Consider the following 17,069-nt stretch of genomic DNA (forward strand, 5'->3'; position numbering starts at 1 on the left):
TATCTGGAGGACCGGCTCGGCGACGGCGCGGACGACGACCCGCCCACCGTGCTCGAACTCCTGACGGAGATGGAGTCGCTCGACGCCGCGGACATCGCGGCGACACCCGCCCCGGAGCGTGCGGCCATCGCCGATCTCCTCGACACTCTCTCCCGCGTCTGGAAGGACCACCGATGAGCACCGACACACCCGACGAGACGACGCCCGCCGGACGCTGCCCGTTCGCGATCCAGGACGGCCACCGGGCGATCCTGGCGAGCGGCACGGTGGGCTCGTTCGATCTGTTCGGCATCCAGCACTGGCTGGTCGCCGGTGCCGAGGACGTCAAACTGGTCACCAACGACCCGCGGTTCAGTTCGGCCGCACCGTCCGAGATGCTGCCCGACCGGCGCCCCGGCTGGTTCTCCGGCATGGACCTGCCGGAGCACAGCCGCTACCGGCAGAAGATCGCCGGGGACTTCACGCTGCGTTCCGCGCGCAAGCAGGAGACCTTCGTCGTCGAGGCGGCCGACGCCTGTCTGGACGGGATCGAGGCCGCCGGGCCCGGCACCGATCTGATTTCCGGGTACGCGAAGCAGCTCCCCTCCCTCGTCATCAACGCGCTGTACGGGCTCACCCCGGAGGAGGGAGCGGTACTGGAAACACGCATGCGCAGCATCACGGGCTCGACCGACCTGGACAGCGTGAAGACGCTGACGGACGACTTCTTCGTCCATGCCGGGGAGCTGGTCCGCGCCAAACGCGACGAGCAGGGCGACGACCTGCTCCACCGCCTCGCCTCCACCGCTGACGGCGAGATCTCGCTGAGCGACGACGAGGCGACGGGAGTGTTCGCGACTCTGCTGTTCGCCGGGCACGACTCCGTACAGCAGATGGTCGGCTACTGCCTCTACGCCCTGCTCAGCCACCCCGAACAGCAGGCGGCCCTCCGTGCACAACCCGATCTGATCGACCACGCGGTCGAGGAGATGCTGCGCTTCCTGCCGGTCAACCAGATGGGAGTACCGCGCGTCTGCGTCGAAGACGTCGACCTGCACGGCGTACGGATCAGCGCGGGCGACAACGTGATCCCGCTCTACTCGACGGCGAACCGCGACCCGAGGCTGTTCCTGGACCCCGATGTGTTCGACGTACGGCGTCCGCCGGAGGGCAACTTCGCGTTCGGCCACGGCATCCACAAGTGCCCCGGGCAGCACATCGCCCGGCTGCTCATCAAGGTCGCGTGCCTGCGGTTGTTCGAACGCTTCCCGGACGTCCGCCTCGCCGGCGACGTACCGATGAACGAGGGTCTCGGGCTGTTCAGCCCGGCCGAACTGCGGATCACCTGGGGTACGGCGTGACCCCGGTGCCGGAGACACTGCGACTGCCGAACGGGACGACGGTCTCGCACATCAACGCGGGCGAGGCGCAGTTCCTGTACCGGGAGATCTTCACCGAGCGCTGCTATCTGCGCAACGGCATCGAACTGCTCCCGGGTGACGTGGTCTTCGACGTCGGCGCCAATATCGGCATGTTCACGCTCTTCGCCCATCTGGAGCGGCCCGGAGTGACCGTGCACGCCTTCGAGCCCGCGCCGATGCCGTTCGCCGCGCTACGGGCCAACGTGCTGCGGCACGGCGTCCCGGGCCGGGTGGACCAGTGCGCGGTCTCCGACGAGGCCGGGGTCAGCAGGATGACGTTCTACCCCGACGCCACCCTGATGTCGGGCTTCCACACGGATCCCGCGAGCCGCAGAGAGCTGTTGCGTACGCTCGGCCTCAACGGCGGCTACAGCACCGAGGACGTCGACATCATGCTTGCCCAACTGCCCGACACGAGCGAAGAGATCGAGACCACGACGGTCCGGATCTCCGACGTCATCGCGGAGCGCGGCATCACGGCGATCGGTCTTCTGAAGATCGACGTCGAGAAGAGCGAACGGCGGGTCCTCGCCGGCATCGAGGACGCCGACTGGCCCCGTATCCGCCAGGTCGTCGCCGAGGTCCACGACACCGAAGGCGCGCTCGGCGAAGTCGTCGCGCTCCTGCACGGCCATGGCTTCACCGTGGTCACCGAGCAGGAACCGCTGTTCGTCGGCACGGACATCCACCAGGTCGCCGCACGGCGGCCGGCCGGCTGAGCCGCCGGGGGCGGCTACCCGCACCGGTCGCCCCGGCCCGCCGGCTCGCTGACGTCGGCCAGTTCCCTCGGAAGCTGCTGGCGGCCCTTCACTCCCAGCTTGCGGAACACGTTCGTGAGGTGCTGCTCCACGGTACTGGCCGTGACGAACAGATGGTCGGCTATCTCCCTGTTCGTACGCCCCACGGCGGCGAGTGCGGACACCCGCCGCTCCGACTCCGTCAGTGAGGTGATGCGCTGTCCCAGCGTTGCGTCCCAGGCACCGCCGAGGTCCGACGGTTTCGCGCCGAGCCTCAGCAGCAGCGGCGCCGCACCGCACTGGGTCGCCAGGTACCGTGCCCTGCGGATCAGGCCCCGTGCCCGGTTGTGCTGTCTGACCAGGTTGAGCGCCTCGCCCAGGTCACTGAGGACATGGGCCAGTTCGTACTGGTCATTGCAGGTGACGAGGAGGTCGGCTGCTTCTTCGAGCAGGTCGATCCGCTTGGGCAGTGGACTGTAGGCCGCCTGCACCCGCAGGGTCAGGGCGCGTGACCGGGACCGCATCGGCCGGGACATCTGGTCGGATATGAGCCGGAGTCCTTCGGCGCGGTCGGTGCCGAGCATCAGCAGCGCCTCGGCGGCGTCGACCCGCCAGAGCACCAGGCCCGGCACGTCGACGGCCCACTGCCGCATCCGGTCCCCGCACTCCCTGAACAGTGCGTACGCCGCCCGGTGCCGCCCGGTCGCGAGGTGGTACCGCCCCCGGGCCCAGAGCAGATGCAGCCCGAAGAGGCTCTCCGAGGTCTCCTGCGGCAACGGCTCGGAGAGCCACCGGTCGGCCCGTTCGATATCGCCGAGTCGGATCGCCGCAACCACGGTGCTGCTCAGCGGCAGCGTGGCCGCCATTCCCCAGGTGGGCACCAGCCCCTGGCCGAGGGCCGCCTCGCCGTAGGCGACGGCGGTGGTCAGGTCGCCGCGGCGCAGGGCGGTCTCGGCGCCGAACCCGGCGTAGATCGCCTCGTCGGCCGGGGTGCGAGTCTCCTTGTCACCGGCCAGTCTGTCGACCCAGAACTGGACGGCCTCGGTGTTCTCGGCGTAGAGCACGGCCAGCAGCGCCATCATGGCCGTGGTCCGGTCCGCCGTGGCGTCTGTGTACTGGAGGACCCGCTCGGCATGGGCGTCCGCCAGCTCCGGCCGGCCTCGCAGCGCGGCGACGACGGCCTTGTCTGCGACCGCGCGCTGCCGGGCCGGGCCACGGAGGGCGGCGAGCCCGCCCGCGGCGAAGAAGTCGGCCCTGCGCGAAGGATCCGATCTGCCGGGATGGACCAGCGCGAGGGATAACTCCCCTACGAGCAGCAGCGCACGGCTCTGGTCGTCCCCTGCCGCGGGGTGCTGGGTCGCCAGCACTTCGGCCGCCTCCCCCGGCCGCCCGCCCATCGCCAGCCAGTCGGCGAGGGACACGGCATGCTCGCCGGAGAGCAGTCCCGCGCGCGCCGCGGTGAGCAGCTCCGGCAGATGTCGGCCGGCCCTCATCGGATCGCAGATGCGTTCGACCTCGGCGGCCCCGATGCGCAGCGCGGCCCGTATGACGGGGTCGTCGCAGGCGCGGTGGGCGAGCTCCAGATATCCGACCGCATCCTCCAGTTCGCCGCGCAGAAGATGCTCCCGCGCGGCCTCGGTGAACAGTTCGACCGCGTCCGCGCCGTGCACCCGGCCGGTGCCTATCTGGTGACGGGCGAGCACATTGCCGGCCACGCCGTGGTCCCGCAGCAGTTCCAGTGCGGACTCGTGCAGGTTCCGGCGGTCGAGGGCCGACAGGTCGTCGAGGACGATGGACCGGGCCTCCGGGTGCGGAAACCGTCCGTCCTGCAGCAGCCGTCCGTCCTGCAGCTGTTCGCAGACCTGCTCGAAGGCTTCCGTGTTGAGGCCGGTCATCCGCTGGACGAGTACGGGTTCGGCGCTCGCGCCGAGTACCGCGGCCGCCCGGGCGATGTGCAATGCCGTCGGGCCGCACCGGTAGAGGGAGCCCAGGTAGGCGAGCCGGTACGCCCTGCCCGCCACGGCCTCCGGGCGCCCCGTGGCCCGCGCCTCCCGGATGTCGTTGATCAGGCCGTGCCCGAGGAGCAGGTTGCCTCCGGTCGCCCGGAACGTCTCGGCAAGGACGTCGTCGTGGGTGTCCCGGCCGAGGTGGCGGCGGACGAGTTCGGCGCTCTCCGTCTCGTTGAGGGGCCGCAGCGCTATCTCCTGGTAGGAGCGGAGGCTCAGCAGTTCCGCCTGGAATCGGGAGTCGGCCGGTGTCGGGCGGCGGAGCTCGGTCAGCACGATGGAGATACGGGCCGGGCCGATCCGGCGCGCGAGGTGCAGCAGACAGAGCAGCGATGCGCCGTCGGCATGGTGCACGTCGTCGACGCCTATCAGAACGGGCCGGTCCGCGGCGAGCGCCAGCAGGGTCCGGGTGAACTCGGCCCGCAGCCGGTTGTCGGTGCCGATCGGCGGGCCCTCGCACGAGGCCGTGAGCCGGGCGAGACCCGGCGCCCGGGCGGCCGGCTCGGGATGGTCGAAGAGCTGGCCGAGCATCCCGTAGGGCAGGGCACGCTCCTCCATGGAGCACACGGCGCGAAGGGTGACGAAGCCGGTCTTGGCCGCTCCGGCCTCCAGCAGTGCCGTCTTGCCGCTGGCGATCGGCCCGGTGATGGTGACGACGGCACCCCGTCCGCTTTCCGCGCCGGAGAGTGCCCGGTGGAGACGGCTCAGCTCGTCGTCACGAGCGATCAGTTCATAAGGGGCTGCTCGCACTTCCGGAACCACCTCGCGGCCGTCGTCTCCATGGGTTCTGCGCCGTTCATCTACTGGTAAATGCAGCTATGAACGGCGTTGATTAACAGCATGATCCGGCTCCTCGGACACGTGTCCTCCCGGTGTCACGAGCCTTACGCCCCGCGCCACCGTCTCGGCCACTTGTTCCTGGTGCTCGACCAGATAGAAATGCCCACCCGAGAAGACCTCCACGGTCGTCGGCGCGGTGGTGTGCCCGGCCCAGGCGCGGGCCTGCTCCACCGTGGTCTTGGGGTCGCTGTCGCCGATACATACGGTGATCGGCGTGTCCAGCGGCGGCCCGCTGCGCCAGCGGTACGTCTCCGCCGCGACGTAGTCCGCACGCAGCGGAGGCAGGATCAGCGCACGCAGTTCGTCGTCGGCCATCACATCGGCGTTCGTCCCGCCGAGAGCGCCCACCGCTGCCAGCAAGTCGTCGTCCGACGTCAGACGGACGGTGTCGGTGAGTGGATGCGACGGCGCACGTACGCCCGAGACGATCAGGTGCGCCACCGGGATCCGCTGGGCCAGTTCGAACGCGAGCGTGGCGCCCATACTGTGTCCGAACAGCACCAACGGCCGGTCGAGACCCGGCTTCAGAACCTCCGCGACGAGCCCGGCGAGGGTACGCAGGTCCCGCAGCGGCTCCTCGTCACGGCGGTCCTGGCGGCCGGGGTACTGCACGGCATACACGTCGGCCACCGGGGCGAGCGCGCGGGCGATCGGAAGGTAGAAGGTCGCCGAACCTCCGGAGTGCGGCAGCAGCACCACCCGTACGGAAGCTTCCGGCGCCGGGAAGAACTGCCGCAGCCACAGCTCCTGGTTCATGGCGCACATCCGGTCCGGGCCCCGGGCACCGTGGGGACGCCGTGCGAGGCACACCCGGCATGCCCGTGAGCCGGGTCAGGTGTGGGCGTCACCACGCCGCCGACCCGCCAGGTCGTCCGGTTTTCCCCGTCGGAGGCCGGAAAGACGAACGGAGGAAGTGGCTCGAACAGATGATCCCGCAGCGGTACCCATTCGGTCGTATCCATCTCGCCGGGGAGTCTCACCGCTCTCCGACGGCATTGAAGCACGCGCATGCCGGCCTCCAGTCCAAAGATGGCAAATCGACACTAACGATGCTGGTGACGGACGTGACACCCCTGACCGGGCGCATCACCCCCCAGCACCGGGGCTGGGGCTACTTGACAACATTCACCCAACATCACTCGCCGATATTTCGACCAAATGACGGCACTTGAGCCGTCCGGTGATGGAATTCTGAATGTTTCGACGTTTTTCTGCGGTCACCCGGGGCAACCCAATTCAGCTGCCGGCCGGCGGAGGGCATGAGGGCGGGGCACCCGGACGTCTCCGGCCGCATCCGGGCCGACGGCCACCGGAGCGGCGCGCCGGCTGTCGACGGGCGCATCGGCATCTGCGTTTCCTGATCCGTCCGGCCACGTTGACGAGTTTTCCCGCCGGGCGGCGGCGAGGCCAATACATCATGCTGATGGTGCCCATCAGCAGGGGTGATGCGGGTCCGGTGATCCTTGGGAACGTCCTGCCTTCCCCGGTGGAACGCCGCGCGACGGCGCGTGCCGCCGCCGACAATGTCCACGCGGCACTTCAACGTCAAGACCCTTCACCATCCTGCCCGGTACCCGCCCCGGTGCGCCGGGGAGGGCGTCGTCCGCCCCCGGGAAGCGTCCCGTACCGGCGGCGGGCCCCGGTCCGGACCTGGCCGGTTGCTAGCCTCCCGGCCATGGAGTTACGCACCCTGGAGTACTTCGTCGCCGTTGCCGAGGAACGGTCCTTCACCAGGGCGGCCGCGCGCTGCCATGTCGTCCAGCCCGCGATCAGCCAGCGGATCCGGGCCCTGGAGAAGGAGCTGGGCGAGCCCCTCTTCGAACGGCTGCCCCGGCAGGTGGTGCTCACCTCCGGCGGCGCCGCGCTGCTGCCGCACGCGCGGGCCTGTCTGGCGGCGGCAGCCGCGGCCTCCCTGGAGTTCGCCGACCGGTCCGGCCTCCTCAGCGGCACGCTGGTGCTGGGGACCGCCGGCGGCCTGGAGGGCACCTCCGTACCCCGGCTGCTCGGTGAGTACCACCGCCGCTATCCGGGAGTGCAGGTACGTCTCACCGGGGCGCCCAGCCCCGTGCTGATGGCGCAGGCCCGCAGCGGGGAGATCGACGCCGCGGTGATCGCGGAACCTCCGGGGGGCCTGCCGCACGGCCTCGGTTCACGGTGCCTCCTGGAGGACCGCTTCGTCGCGGTGCTGCCCGCCGGAACCCGGGACCCGGACCATCCCATGACCCTCGCCGAGGCGGCCCGCTGCCCCCTCATCGGCTACGGCTCCGGCAGCGGAGCGCACGCCTTCGTCCGGGACGCCTTCGCGGCACAGGGCCTGCAACTGGACATCGCCTATGCGACCGCCGACATCGCCCTCCAGGTGACGCTGGTGGCCGAGGGGATCGGCATCGCCCTGACCTCGTACACGAACCCGCTGCTCCGGCTGGACCAACGGATCGTCGTGGTACCGCTGGAGCCCGCGATCCGGCTGCGGAAGGTGCTCGCCTGGCGGCTCGGGAACCGTCCGGGGCCACCGTTACGGGCCTTCCTCGACCTGCTGACGGAGCTGCCCCACACCACGCATCCGACCAGCGCGACCGCAGAGGCCCCGCAGGACCCTCAACCCGCCCCACAGGACTGAGAATCCCCCGCTCCCTCGCTGAGCGCATAGGCGATATGGGCCTCGTCGGCTGCGGTCCAGTCGCCCATCGCCGCGGTGGCCGGCAGGTCCCCGAGGCCGCCGAAGAAGGCCATGGCCGGGACGATCACCGCACCCGCTTCCCGGGCCCGGTCCCGGTAGTGGGCGAAGGTGTCGAGCGGCCCCGGCCGCTCCGGCGTGCGGGTGGTTCGGGGGCTGTGGTGCATGGAAGCGCTGTTGCGGTGATAGCTGGTCGTTGGCGGCAATCCCTTATGGGTACGGGTGTCTCCCGTGCCGGACAGCAGGAGGACCTCGATGGCGGCTTCCCGGTGCGTTTCGCGACGGGTGCTGGCGGTGGTGTGCGGGACGGCGGCGCTGTCGTCGCTGATGCTGCCGTCCGGGCAGGCGGCCGGGCAGCGGGCCGAGCCGCGGTACGTGGTGTTCCAGGGCGGTGGGACGTACAACTGGACCAGACCGGCCGGGGTCGAGAACGTATCCGTCTATTTGTGGGGCGCGAGCGGCGGAGGCGGTGGGGGCGCCGGGGGCGGGGGCGGCGGCCGGGGAGACGACCAGGCGACGGTGATCGGCCCCAACAACGCACGGTACCGCGGCGGCGGCGGAGGCGGTGCCGGTGGTGCGGGCGGCGGAGGCGGGGCGGGAGACTTCGTCGAGTGCCACCTCGGCAGATTCCAGCTCCTGGTGGTGGAGCCCACCCTGCGGGTGGTAGTGGGCCGGGGCGGAACCGGCGGAACCGCCGGCCCGGGCGGCAGCGGCGAGACCACGGCAGGGCTGCTGTTCGACAACCCGGCGACACCGGGTACCGGCGGGGACGGCGGAGGGGACGGCGGGACCTCGCGGCTCATCGCCACGACCACCCTGTCCGGGAGGAACGAAACCGACTTGTCCCGAGCGTCGGGAGGCACCGGCGGCGGCGGAACCCGCGGCGGGGGCGGCGGGCTGGACGGGATCCCGTCGTATCTCGAACCCGGCGGAGAGGGCCGGGCCGGTGCGGGCGGGGCGGGTGGCGGCGCGGGGAGTGCGGCGGCGGACACCTTCTGCCAGACCCGCGACCGGACCGTCACCTTCGGCACCGGTGGTACGGACGGCACCTCCGGCGGGTCCGGAGCACAGGGCGCGCTCCCGGCGGGCGGCGCGGGCGGCGGTCCGGGTACCGGAGGCCGTGGAGGCGCCGCACCCGCCGTCACCCAGGTGACCCTCCCCGACGGCACCGTCTTCCCGGTGCCCGCCGGTGTCCTCAGCGGCGGCGGTACGGGCGGGAACGGCGGTACGGGCGGCCGGGGCGGCGACGGCAGCTACAAAACCGGCCAGGGCGGCGGTGTGGTCCGCGCACAGAACGGGAACCCCGGCGGCCGCGGCTTCTACGGCGGCGACGGATCCCAGGGGCTGGTCGTCATCGCCTGGTAACCCCGAACAACTACTCCGGGCCGGCACCAGGGCAGCAATCGGGCCTGATGACACAGCAGCCGGCCGGTCCGAACAGCAACCTGCACAGCTCACAGACGATCGGGGCCCCGGGGGCCGTCGTGGCGCAGGCCGCCGCATGGTGCGCCGGGAACGGGAACGGAGCTGCCGCGGCGCTCCCCACGGCACCCGGATTCAGAACCACGGCCGCCGCCACTGCCGCCATGACAGCGGCAAGCCTCTTGCCCGTCGTCATCACTGGTCTCCTTCTGCTGGTACCGGCATTCCCCTGCCTGCGTTCCTGCGCGAAGTGGCCGCGGCCCGGGGGGCGGGTACGGCAGTGACCGCGCCGAAGCGGACACGGCCGTCGCGGACACTCCGTCCGCCCCCGGCCGGGACCGCACGCCGGAAGCACTTGGCATGGACACCATCATCGGGCGAAGAACTCGAAAAGGACCATCCCTCACAAGAGGGACAGCTGAACGGGTGCCCGCCGGAGGAAGCCCCCTCCTCGGTGGCACTCACCGGCCTCCACCCCGGATACCCCGCTCAAGGTGGCGGAAAGTGCACACGGGATTACGTTGATGGGTGATCCCCTCTTCCACCCTGGGGCCGGCCCCGGGTTCCCGCGGAAAGGCCTGCGCCATGCTTCTTCCTCGTGCCTTGTCCAGTCCCGTCCGGCTCACGCGGACCGGACGCGGGCAGCTGCTCCGTCCGGTCGGTGCGAGTGCGGTGCTGATGCTCGGGGCGGGGGTGCTGTGGCCCCCGGAGGCGGCTGCCCAGCCTCAGCCCGGCTGCGTGGCATCGGGGGCGACGACCACCCTCTGCACGGGCTACACCAGCACCACGTACACCGTCCCCGACAACGCCACTTCGGTGTCCTTCACCCTGGTCGGGGCAGGGGGTGGCGGGGGCGGTGGCACCACGACTCTGGGCGGCGCCTCGGGCGAGGGGGCGGGCGCGGGCGGAACGCTGCGGTGCACGGTCACCGGCCTCGCGGGCCGGACGCTGAACGTCACCGCCGCGGGTCCGGGCCACCCCGGCTACCGCGGCCCCGGCGGACCTGCGGGCCCCGGCGGAGGCGGGGACGACGTCGGCGCGAACGGCTTCGGAGGAAGTAGCGGCGCCCGTAACGGAGGCGGCGGCGGTGGAGGGGGCGGAGGGGCAAGCAATGTCCGTCTCGGGACCTACGGAACCGAGTTCACCGCCGTCGCGGCCGGCGGAGGCGGCGGAGCAGGTATCAACAGGCTCCCGTTCTTCGGACTCAGCGGATCCGGGGGTTCCGCCCCCGTGGTGGCGTCCTCGGCGCTGGGCCTGTCAGCCCTCGGCGGGAATACCCTCCTCGACTTCGCAACCTCCGACCCGCCTGCCGGGGGAGCCGCGGACTGCGGCGCGTCGGGCGCCTTCGCCGTCACCTCCAAAACCTCCACCACGGGCGGCGACCCCGACGGCCTCACCGGAGGAACCGCGAGCGGCGTACCCGCCTCCTGCGGCACGGCGAACGGCCGCGGCGGCAACGGCGGCTCCCCCACCGATCCGCACGGAACCACCGGCGAACCCGGCTGCGTCGTCATCACCTACAGCACCACCTGACCCCCGGCGATGAGAGGTACCGGCGCTGCCGCCTTCGGCCCTCCGGGGAACAGGAAGGCTGAGCGCCGCCCGCCCGCAACCTCAACCTCAATCTCAACCGGCATCACACCGAGGTCACCAGGCGATCACCACGTGGCCGTCGCCGCCCTTACCGCCGTTACTGCCGGCCTGGCTGCCCACCCCGTTCGTGTACAGGAACCTCTCCGTCGCCCCCTTGCCACCCGCGCCGCCGTTACCTCCGTTACCTCCGCTGCCGCCACCTTGCCCGACGGAAGCCGGAGGAGTGTAGGTCCGGCCGTCGGGCAGCGTAACGGTGGTGACGACGAGGCCTGCTCCTGCACCACCTGCCCCTCCGGTCCCCCCGTTGCCGCCGATACCCCGGTCCGGTGAATACAGGACCGGGCGGGTGCCGTTGATGCCCGGGGTACCACCGGCTCCGCTGCTACCGCCGACTCCGTTGGTGACCGGTTCCGTCTCCTCGCCCTCGCACAGAGCGGTGGTTGACCCACCCCCGGCCGGGCCACCGGCGCCGCCCGGCCGGCCCTCGCTGTTGAAGGCCCCTTCACCGCCGAGACCGCCCCGGCCGGATTCCCCGCTGAGCACCCCCGCCGCCGGGTCCCCGCCGACGAAGAGGCCGGTCGGTGCGGCGCCTACGCCGTCCGACCCGCCACCGCCGGTCCCGCCCGGGACCGGGATCAGCAGCAGGGCGTCGTGCCCGCCCTGCGCCGCGCCACCGCCTGAACCGCCTTCACGGCCGGGGGCGACCCGCACCGACAGCGACTCACCGGCTAGCTGGGCGGCGGTGAAGGTACACGCGACGAAGCTTCCGACACCTCCGCCGCCGCCTCCGCCGCCTCCACCACCCCCGCCGCCACCGGGTCCGTTCCGGACACCAGGAGGAGCACCGGGGGGATTGCCGGTGGTGGCACCACCCCTGGCTCCGCCTCCGCCGCCGGCTCCGCCACCGCCTCCGCCACTGGCGCCCCACAGATACACGGTGAACTCCTCCACCCCCACGGGCACGCTCCACTGCTGAGGGCCGTCAGCCGGAGTGAATACTCGGTACCCAGGCTCATCCACCGCCCGCCCCGGCATGTCCGATGCGGCGTACCCCACCCCCGCAGGTGTCGCCACCCACATCACACTCCCTGCGAGCGTCGCCGTCATCACGCATCGCCGCACACGAGATCCTCGCACCGCATCCTCCTCAGGAACCCCTCCAGTGACAGTGGTCCCTCTGTCCCCTGGCCGCTTCACGGCCACACGCGCAGGCAGCGCCTGTCCCCCATTCGTCTTCGACGAAGAGGCCATCTGCATCCGGCGTCCAACGGAAAAGGGGCACCCGAGCGGCGGACGGGGGGAATTCCGGGCGGTGATCACGGGTGCTCGGTAGGGTCGGTGGTCTTGGACGGTGACGGACAGGAGCGTGCCGATGCAGTCTGGCGAGCAGTCTTCCCGGTCGGGTTCGCGGGTCGATCCGTGGCGCGGACGGTACGCGGCACGGGCGGCCGGGATGGTCGCCTCCGAGGTCCGGGCCCTGTTCGCCGTGGCATCGCGGCCGGAAATCGTATCGCTGGCCGGGGGCATGCCGAACGTGTCCGCGCTGCCGCTGGACGCCATCGGCACGCTCATGGCCGAACTGGTGGCGGAACGGGGCGCGGTGGCGCTCCAGTACGGCTCCGCGCAGGGGGACCCTGGGCTGCGGGAGACGATCTGCCGGGTGATGGCCGCCGAGGGCATCGACGACGCGCACCCCGACGACGTGATGGTCACCGTCGGCTCCCAGCAGGCCCTCGACCTGGTGACCCGGGTGTTCGTCGACCCCGGCGACACCGTCGTCACCGAAGCCCCCACCTATGTGACCGCCCTCGGCGTCTTCGCCGCCTACCAGGCCAACGTCGTGCACGTCGCCATGGACGAGGACGGCGTCGTCCCCGAGGCGCTGACGGAGACCTTCGCCCGGCTGGAGCGCGAGGGACGGCCCGCGAAGCTCTTCTACACCGTGCCGACGTTCCAGAACCCGGCCGGTGTCACCCTTTCCGCAGCACGCCGCCCCCAGGTGGTGGAGGTCTGTCGCCGGGCCGGGGTCCTGCTTCTGGAGGACAACCCGTACGGCCTGCTCCACCTCGACGGCGACGAGCCGATGCGGGCCCTGCGCGCCGACGCCCCGGACGACGTGATCTATCTCGGCTCCTTCTCCAAAACCCTCGCCCCCGGACTCCGGGTCGGCTGGGCGCTCGCCCCGGCGGCCGTACGGGAGAAGCTGGTGCTCGCGGCCGAGAGTGCGATGCTCTCGCACTCCGTCTTCAACCAGCTCGCCGTCGACCGCTATCTGCGCACCCAGCCCTGGCCCGAGCAGATGAAGGACTTCCGGGCGATGTACCGGGAGCGGCGCGACACCATGCTCGACGCACTGGAGAAGTACATGCCCCCGGGGGTTTCGTGGACCCGCCCGGCCGGCGGCTTCTTCGTGTGGGTCACCCTCCCCGAAGGACTGGACTCCAAGGCGATGCTCCCCAGAGCGATCCAGTCCCGGGTCGCGTACGTCCCGGGCACCGGGTTCTACGCGGACGGCGGCGGACGCCAGGCGATGCGGCTGTCGTACTGCTACCCGCCACCCGAGCGGATCCGCGACGGGGTACGGCTGCTCGCGGACGTCATCGGCGCCGAGCTGCGGCTGCGGGACGTCTTCGGCACCTCCGCCCCCGCCACCAGCACCGGGCCTCAGGCACCCGGCCCCGACCAGGCATGACCACCGAGAAAGAACGAGGAACCATGACCGATCTGCGGGTGGTCGTCATCGCGGGCGGCCTCTCCCCCGAGCGCGAGGTCTCCCAGAAGTCCGGCGCCCGGGTCGCCGACGCCCTGCGCCGCGCCGGGGTCGGAACCGAACTCCGCGACGTCGGACCGGATCTGCTGCCCGCGCTCGCCGACGCCCAGGGTGCTGTGGTCTTCCCGGTGCTGCACGGGGTGGCCGGCGAGGACGGCACCATCAAGGAGATCCTCGAACTCGCCGGGGTGCCGTATGTCGGCGCCCGTCCCGGAGCCTGCCGCGCCGCGTTCGACAAGGCGGTGGCGAAGGAGACGTTCGTACGCGCCGGACTGTCCACCCCTGCGTCGGTCACCCTCCCCAAGGAGGCGTTCCACGACCTGGGCGCCGCCGCGCTCACCGCCCGGATCACCGAGCGGCTGGGGCTGCCGCTGTTCGTGAAACCGCGGGCGGGCGGCTCCGCCTTCGGGGTGAGCCGCGTCGAGCGCGCCGAGCAGCTCCCCGAGGCGCTGATGGCATGCTTCGCCTACCACGACGAGGCCCTGATCGAACGTCTCGTCACCGGCACCGAGATCGCCGTCGGCGTCGCCGACCTGGGCGAAGGCCCCTTCGCCCTCCCGGCCGTCGAGATCGCGGCGGAGGGCCTGTACGACTACACCGCCCGCTACACGCCCGGCGCCGTCGAGTTCCACCACCCGGCCCGGATCTCCCCGGCGGCGGCCGAGGAGGCCGCCCGGGTCGCGGTAGCCGCCCACCGGACCCTCGGGCTGCGCGACCTGTCCCGTACAGACGCCATCGTCACCACCGAGGGAGAGGTGGTGGTGCTGGAGACCAACGTCGCCCCCGGGATGACCCTCACCAGCACCTACCCGATGGCCCTGGAGGCCGCCGGGCTCGGCTTCGGGGACTTCTGCCGCGACCTGGCCGCAGCGGCCGAACAGCGACACCGCTCCTGAGCCCGTCCCGGAAGAGTGTGCCGAGCGGTTGCTGAGACGGCTGGCTGCGGAGTGCGTGAACGTCGGCGGTCCGGCTGCAGCGTCCGATGTGGGCAGCCCGGCTGAGGTGCAAGCGCTGCTGGACACCCGGCTGGTCGTGCGTCGCGGCGACCGGCACCAAAAGCGGGTCCGTGAACCGGCCGAGTCCGTTCGGGCCCTGCTGCGTCGGCTCATCGGACGAACAGCAGTGTCACATGATCACGCCCCGCCGAGGCCGTCGCCCGTCCGGGTGGCCTCACACACCACCGCCATGAGCCGGAGAGGCAGTGCACAGGCAGGGATCAGGCAAGCACTCCGCCCGAAACTCCTGAAGGTGGTCACGCCGTCCCCCGCAGAGAGGCACTCCCGCCTGATACTGGTCCGAGTGTTCGCGTCGGAAGACCCGACCCGCCCCGGACCGCCGTGTAGCGCCAAGGTCAACAACTGCCCTTACCCGCCCTGACCTGCAAGAAAGCAGCCCAGGGGCCCGTCCGACAATCTGCCGAGGAGAGACCGTTGAGGATGCTCATCAATGTCCCCGAAACCGTGGTCGCCGATGCCCTGCGCGGTGTGGCGGCCGCCCATCCCGAGCTGACCGTGGACGTGGAGAACCGGGTGATCGTGCGCCGTGACGCGCCGGTGGCCGGGAAGGTGGGGCTGGTGTCCGGCGGCGGGTCCGGGCACGAGCCCCTGCACGGGGGGTTCGTGGGGCCGGGCATGCTGTCCGCCGCGTGCCCCGGGGAAGTCTTTACGAGTCCCGTGCCGGACCAGATGGTGCGGGCGGCGGCCGCCGTGGACAGTGGGGAGGGGGTGCTGTTCATCGTGAAGAACTACACGGGGGACGTCCTCAACTTCGAGATGGCCGCCGAGCTCGCGGAGGACGAGGGCGTACGGCTGGCGAAGGTGCTGGTCGACGACGATGTGGCGGTCACCGACAGCCTGTACACGGCGGGGCGGCGCGGCACGGGTGCCACGCTGTTCGTGGAGAAGATCGCGGGGGCCGCCGCCGAGGAGGGCGCTCCGCTGGAGCGGGTGGAATCGCTGGCGCGGCGGGTCGACGAGGTTTCGCGGAGTTTCGGTGTGGCTCTGAGCGCGGTCACCACTCCCGCCAAGGGGAGTCCGACCTTCGAGCTGCCGTCCGGGGAGCTGGAGCTGGGCATCGGCATCCACGGGGAGCCGGGCCGGGAGCGGCGGGCGATGATGACCTCCCGGGAGATCGCCGATTACACCGTCGACGTGCTGGTGGCCGACCGGCGGCCGAGCGGGCCGGTGCTGCTGCTGGTCAACGGGATGGGCGCCACTCCGCTGCTGGAGCTGTACGGGTTCAACGCCGAGGTGCACCGGGCGCTCAAGGAGCGGGGGGTGACCGTCGCCCGTACCCTCGTCGGGAACTACGTGACCTCCCTCGACATGGCGGGCTGCTCGGTGACGCTCTGCGAGGCCGACGAGGAGCTGGTACGGCTCTGGGACGCGCCCGTGCAGACCCCGGCGCTCCGCTGGGGCCGCTGAGCGGGGTCCGACCGCTCGCCACCGGGGGCCGTCCTCACGGATGATCGGTCCAGGGACGCCCTTCGACTCAAGGGAGTGCACGTGCTCGACGCCGAATTCTTCCGTCGCTGGCTCACGGGGACCGCCGCTCTGGTCGACCGGGAGGCCGCCCGGCTCACCGAACTCGACTCCGCCATCGGGGACGCCGACCACGGATCCAATCTGCAGCGGGGTTTCACGGCCGTGACCGAGGCACTGGCGAAGGACGCCCCGGAGACCCCGGGAGCGGTGCTGGTCCTCGCGGGCGGGCAGCTCATCTCCAAGGTCGGGGGCGCCTCCGGACCGCTGTACGGAACGCTTCTGCGGCGTACGGGAAAGGAGCTGGGCGATGCCGCCGAGGTGACACCCGGACAGTTCGCCGCAGCGTTCGCCGCGGGAGTCGCGGCGGTGGCCGGGCTCGGCGGGGCCAAGGCCGGGGACAAGACGATGCTGGACGCCCTGGAACCGGCCGTCGCCGCGCTCGGCGCGGACACGGACACCTTCGCCGCGGCCAGGGACGCGGCCGGACAGGGCGCGCGGGACACCGTGCCGCTGCTGGCCCGCAAAGGCCGGGCGAGTTATCTGGGGGAACGGAGCATCGGACACGAGGACCCGGGAGCCGCATCGTCCGCGCTGCTGCTGGCCGCGCTGGCCGAGGCGGTGGCCTGATGGCGGGCGGCACGGTGGGGATCGTCCTGGTGTCGCACAGCCGTGAGGTCGCCGATTCCGCGGCCGCGCTCGCGGTGGCGCTCGCGGGCGCGGGCCCCGACGCGCCGGTCGCGGCTGCGGGCGGCACCCCCGACGGCGGTCTCGGAACCAGTTCCGAACTGATCGCGGGGGCGGCGGCGGCCGTGGACCGGGGTGCGGGGGTGGCAGTCCTGGTGGACCTCGGCAGCGCCGTACTGACGGTGAAGGCGCTGCTCGCCGAGGGCGACGAGCTGCCGCCGGACACCCGGTTGGTGGACGCGCCGTTCCTGGAGGGCGCGATCGCCGCGGTGGTGACGGCGTCCGCCGGGGGCGGGCTGGACGCGGTGGAGGCCGCGGCCTCGGAGGCGTACGGCTACCGGAAGGCCTGACCCGGACCGCCGGACGGCCCGGCTGCCGTTCGGCGGAACAGCGGTGGCGGGCGGCGGGGCACGCTCCTAGCGTCGGTAGCGACCGTGCGTGCCTTCCCTCACCGAAA

12 protein-coding genes and 1 pseudogene are annotated in these 17,069 nt (G+C 71.8%); 10 read left to right on the forward strand and 3 right to left on the reverse strand.

Annotated elements, in window-relative coordinates; translation table 11 throughout:
• Positions 1 to 173: 173 nt before the first annotated feature.
• Together B7R87_RS01775 and B7R87_RS01780 are read left to right on the forward strand one after the other, a co-directional pair.
• On the forward strand, positions 174 to 1,340 hold the full coding sequence (locus B7R87_RS01775) for a C9 hydroxylase cytochrome P450 (protein ID WP_006350820.1): 1,167 nt from the start codon (positions 174 to 176) through the stop codon (positions 1,338 to 1,340).
• Positions 1,337 to 2,119, forward strand: a complete 783-nt coding sequence (locus B7R87_RS01780; RefSeq protein ID WP_006350819.1) for an FkbM family methyltransferase — start codon at positions 1,337 to 1,339, stop codon at positions 2,117 to 2,119. Before B7R87_RS01775 ends, B7R87_RS01780 begins: the two co-directional genes overlap by 4 nt.
• A 14-nt stretch (positions 2,120 to 2,133) precedes the next feature.
• Here the strand turns inward: B7R87_RS01780 and B7R87_RS01785 are convergent, their stop codons facing one another.
• Together B7R87_RS01785 and B7R87_RS01790 are read right to left on the reverse strand one after the other, a co-directional pair.
• On the reverse strand, positions 2,134 to 4,893 hold the full coding sequence (locus B7R87_RS01785) for a helix-turn-helix transcriptional regulator (protein WP_006350818.1): 2,760 nt from the start codon (positions 4,891 to 4,893) through the stop codon (positions 2,134 to 2,136).
• Positions 4,894 to 4,959: 66 nt separating this feature from the next.
• The gene (locus B7R87_RS01790; protein ID WP_006350817.1) at positions 4,960 to 5,739 is read right to left on the reverse strand and encodes a thioesterase II family protein; all 780 of its coding nucleotides are present in this window, start codon (positions 5,737 to 5,739) and stop codon (positions 4,960 to 4,962) included.
• Between the two features lie 919 nt (positions 5,740 to 6,658).
• On the opposite strand from B7R87_RS01790, the gene B7R87_RS01795 reads away from it, so the two are divergent.
• Entirely contained in the window at positions 6,659 to 7,603 is a 945-nt protein-coding gene (locus tag B7R87_RS01795) for a LysR family transcriptional regulator (RefSeq protein ID WP_006350816.1), read from the forward strand.
• 17 nt (positions 7,604 to 7,620) lie between these two features.
• Here B7R87_RS01795 and B7R87_RS01800 read toward each other — a convergent pair.
• A pseudogene (locus B7R87_RS01800) lies at positions 7,621 to 7,779 on the reverse strand (saccharopine dehydrogenase); the annotation flags it as partial.
• A 136-nt stretch (positions 7,780 to 7,915) separates the two neighbouring features.
• Here B7R87_RS01800 and B7R87_RS34030 point away from each other — a divergent pair.
• From B7R87_RS34030 to B7R87_RS01835, 7 genes are all read left to right on the forward strand, one after another.
• Entirely contained in the window at positions 7,916 to 9,025 is a 1,110-nt protein-coding gene (locus B7R87_RS34030) for a hypothetical protein (RefSeq protein ID WP_040917014.1), read from the forward strand.
• A 660-nt stretch (positions 9,026 to 9,685) separates the two neighbouring features.
• Positions 9,686 to 10,615: a glycine-rich domain-containing protein gene (locus B7R87_RS01810; protein WP_040917013.1), complete on the forward strand. Its 930-nt coding sequence runs from the start codon at positions 9,686 to 9,688 to the stop codon at positions 10,613 to 10,615.
• A 1,432-nt stretch (positions 10,616 to 12,047) separates the two neighbouring features.
• Positions 12,048 to 13,367, forward strand: coding sequence for an aminotransferase-like domain-containing protein (locus B7R87_RS01815; RefSeq protein WP_040917012.1), 1,320 nt, complete (start codon positions 12,048 to 12,050; stop codon positions 13,365 to 13,367).
• Positions 13,368 to 13,390: 23 nt separating this feature from the next.
• Positions 13,391 to 14,341 carry a D-alanine--D-alanine ligase family protein gene (locus B7R87_RS01820; RefSeq protein WP_006350810.1) on the forward strand — a complete coding sequence of 317 codons (951 nt, stop codon included), beginning with the start codon at positions 13,391 to 13,393 and terminating at the stop codon, positions 14,339 to 14,341.
• A gap of 534 nt (positions 14,342 to 14,875) precedes the next feature.
• Positions 14,876 to 15,868, forward strand: a complete 993-nt coding sequence (gene dhaK / locus B7R87_RS01825) for a dihydroxyacetone kinase subunit DhaK (RefSeq protein WP_040917010.1) — start codon at positions 14,876 to 14,878, stop codon at positions 15,866 to 15,868.
• 81 nt (positions 15,869 to 15,949) lie between these two features.
• On the forward strand, positions 15,950 to 16,555 hold the full coding sequence (gene dhaL, locus B7R87_RS01830; RefSeq protein ID WP_040917021.1) for a dihydroxyacetone kinase subunit DhaL: 606 nt from the start codon (positions 15,950 to 15,952) through the stop codon (positions 16,553 to 16,555).
• The gene (locus B7R87_RS01835) at positions 16,555 to 16,962 is read left to right on the forward strand and encodes a PTS-dependent dihydroxyacetone kinase phosphotransferase subunit DhaM (RefSeq protein WP_006350807.1); all 408 of its coding nucleotides are present in this window, start codon (positions 16,555 to 16,557) and stop codon (positions 16,960 to 16,962) included. The genes dhaL and B7R87_RS01835 overlap by 1 nt, the downstream gene beginning before the upstream one ends.
• Positions 16,963 to 17,069 lie beyond the last annotated feature (107 nt).

Origin of the sequence: Streptomyces tsukubensis (assembly GCF_003932715.1) — a bacterium.
Classification (GTDB): Bacteria; Actinomycetota; Actinomycetes; order Streptomycetales; family Streptomycetaceae; genus Streptomyces; species Streptomyces tsukubensis.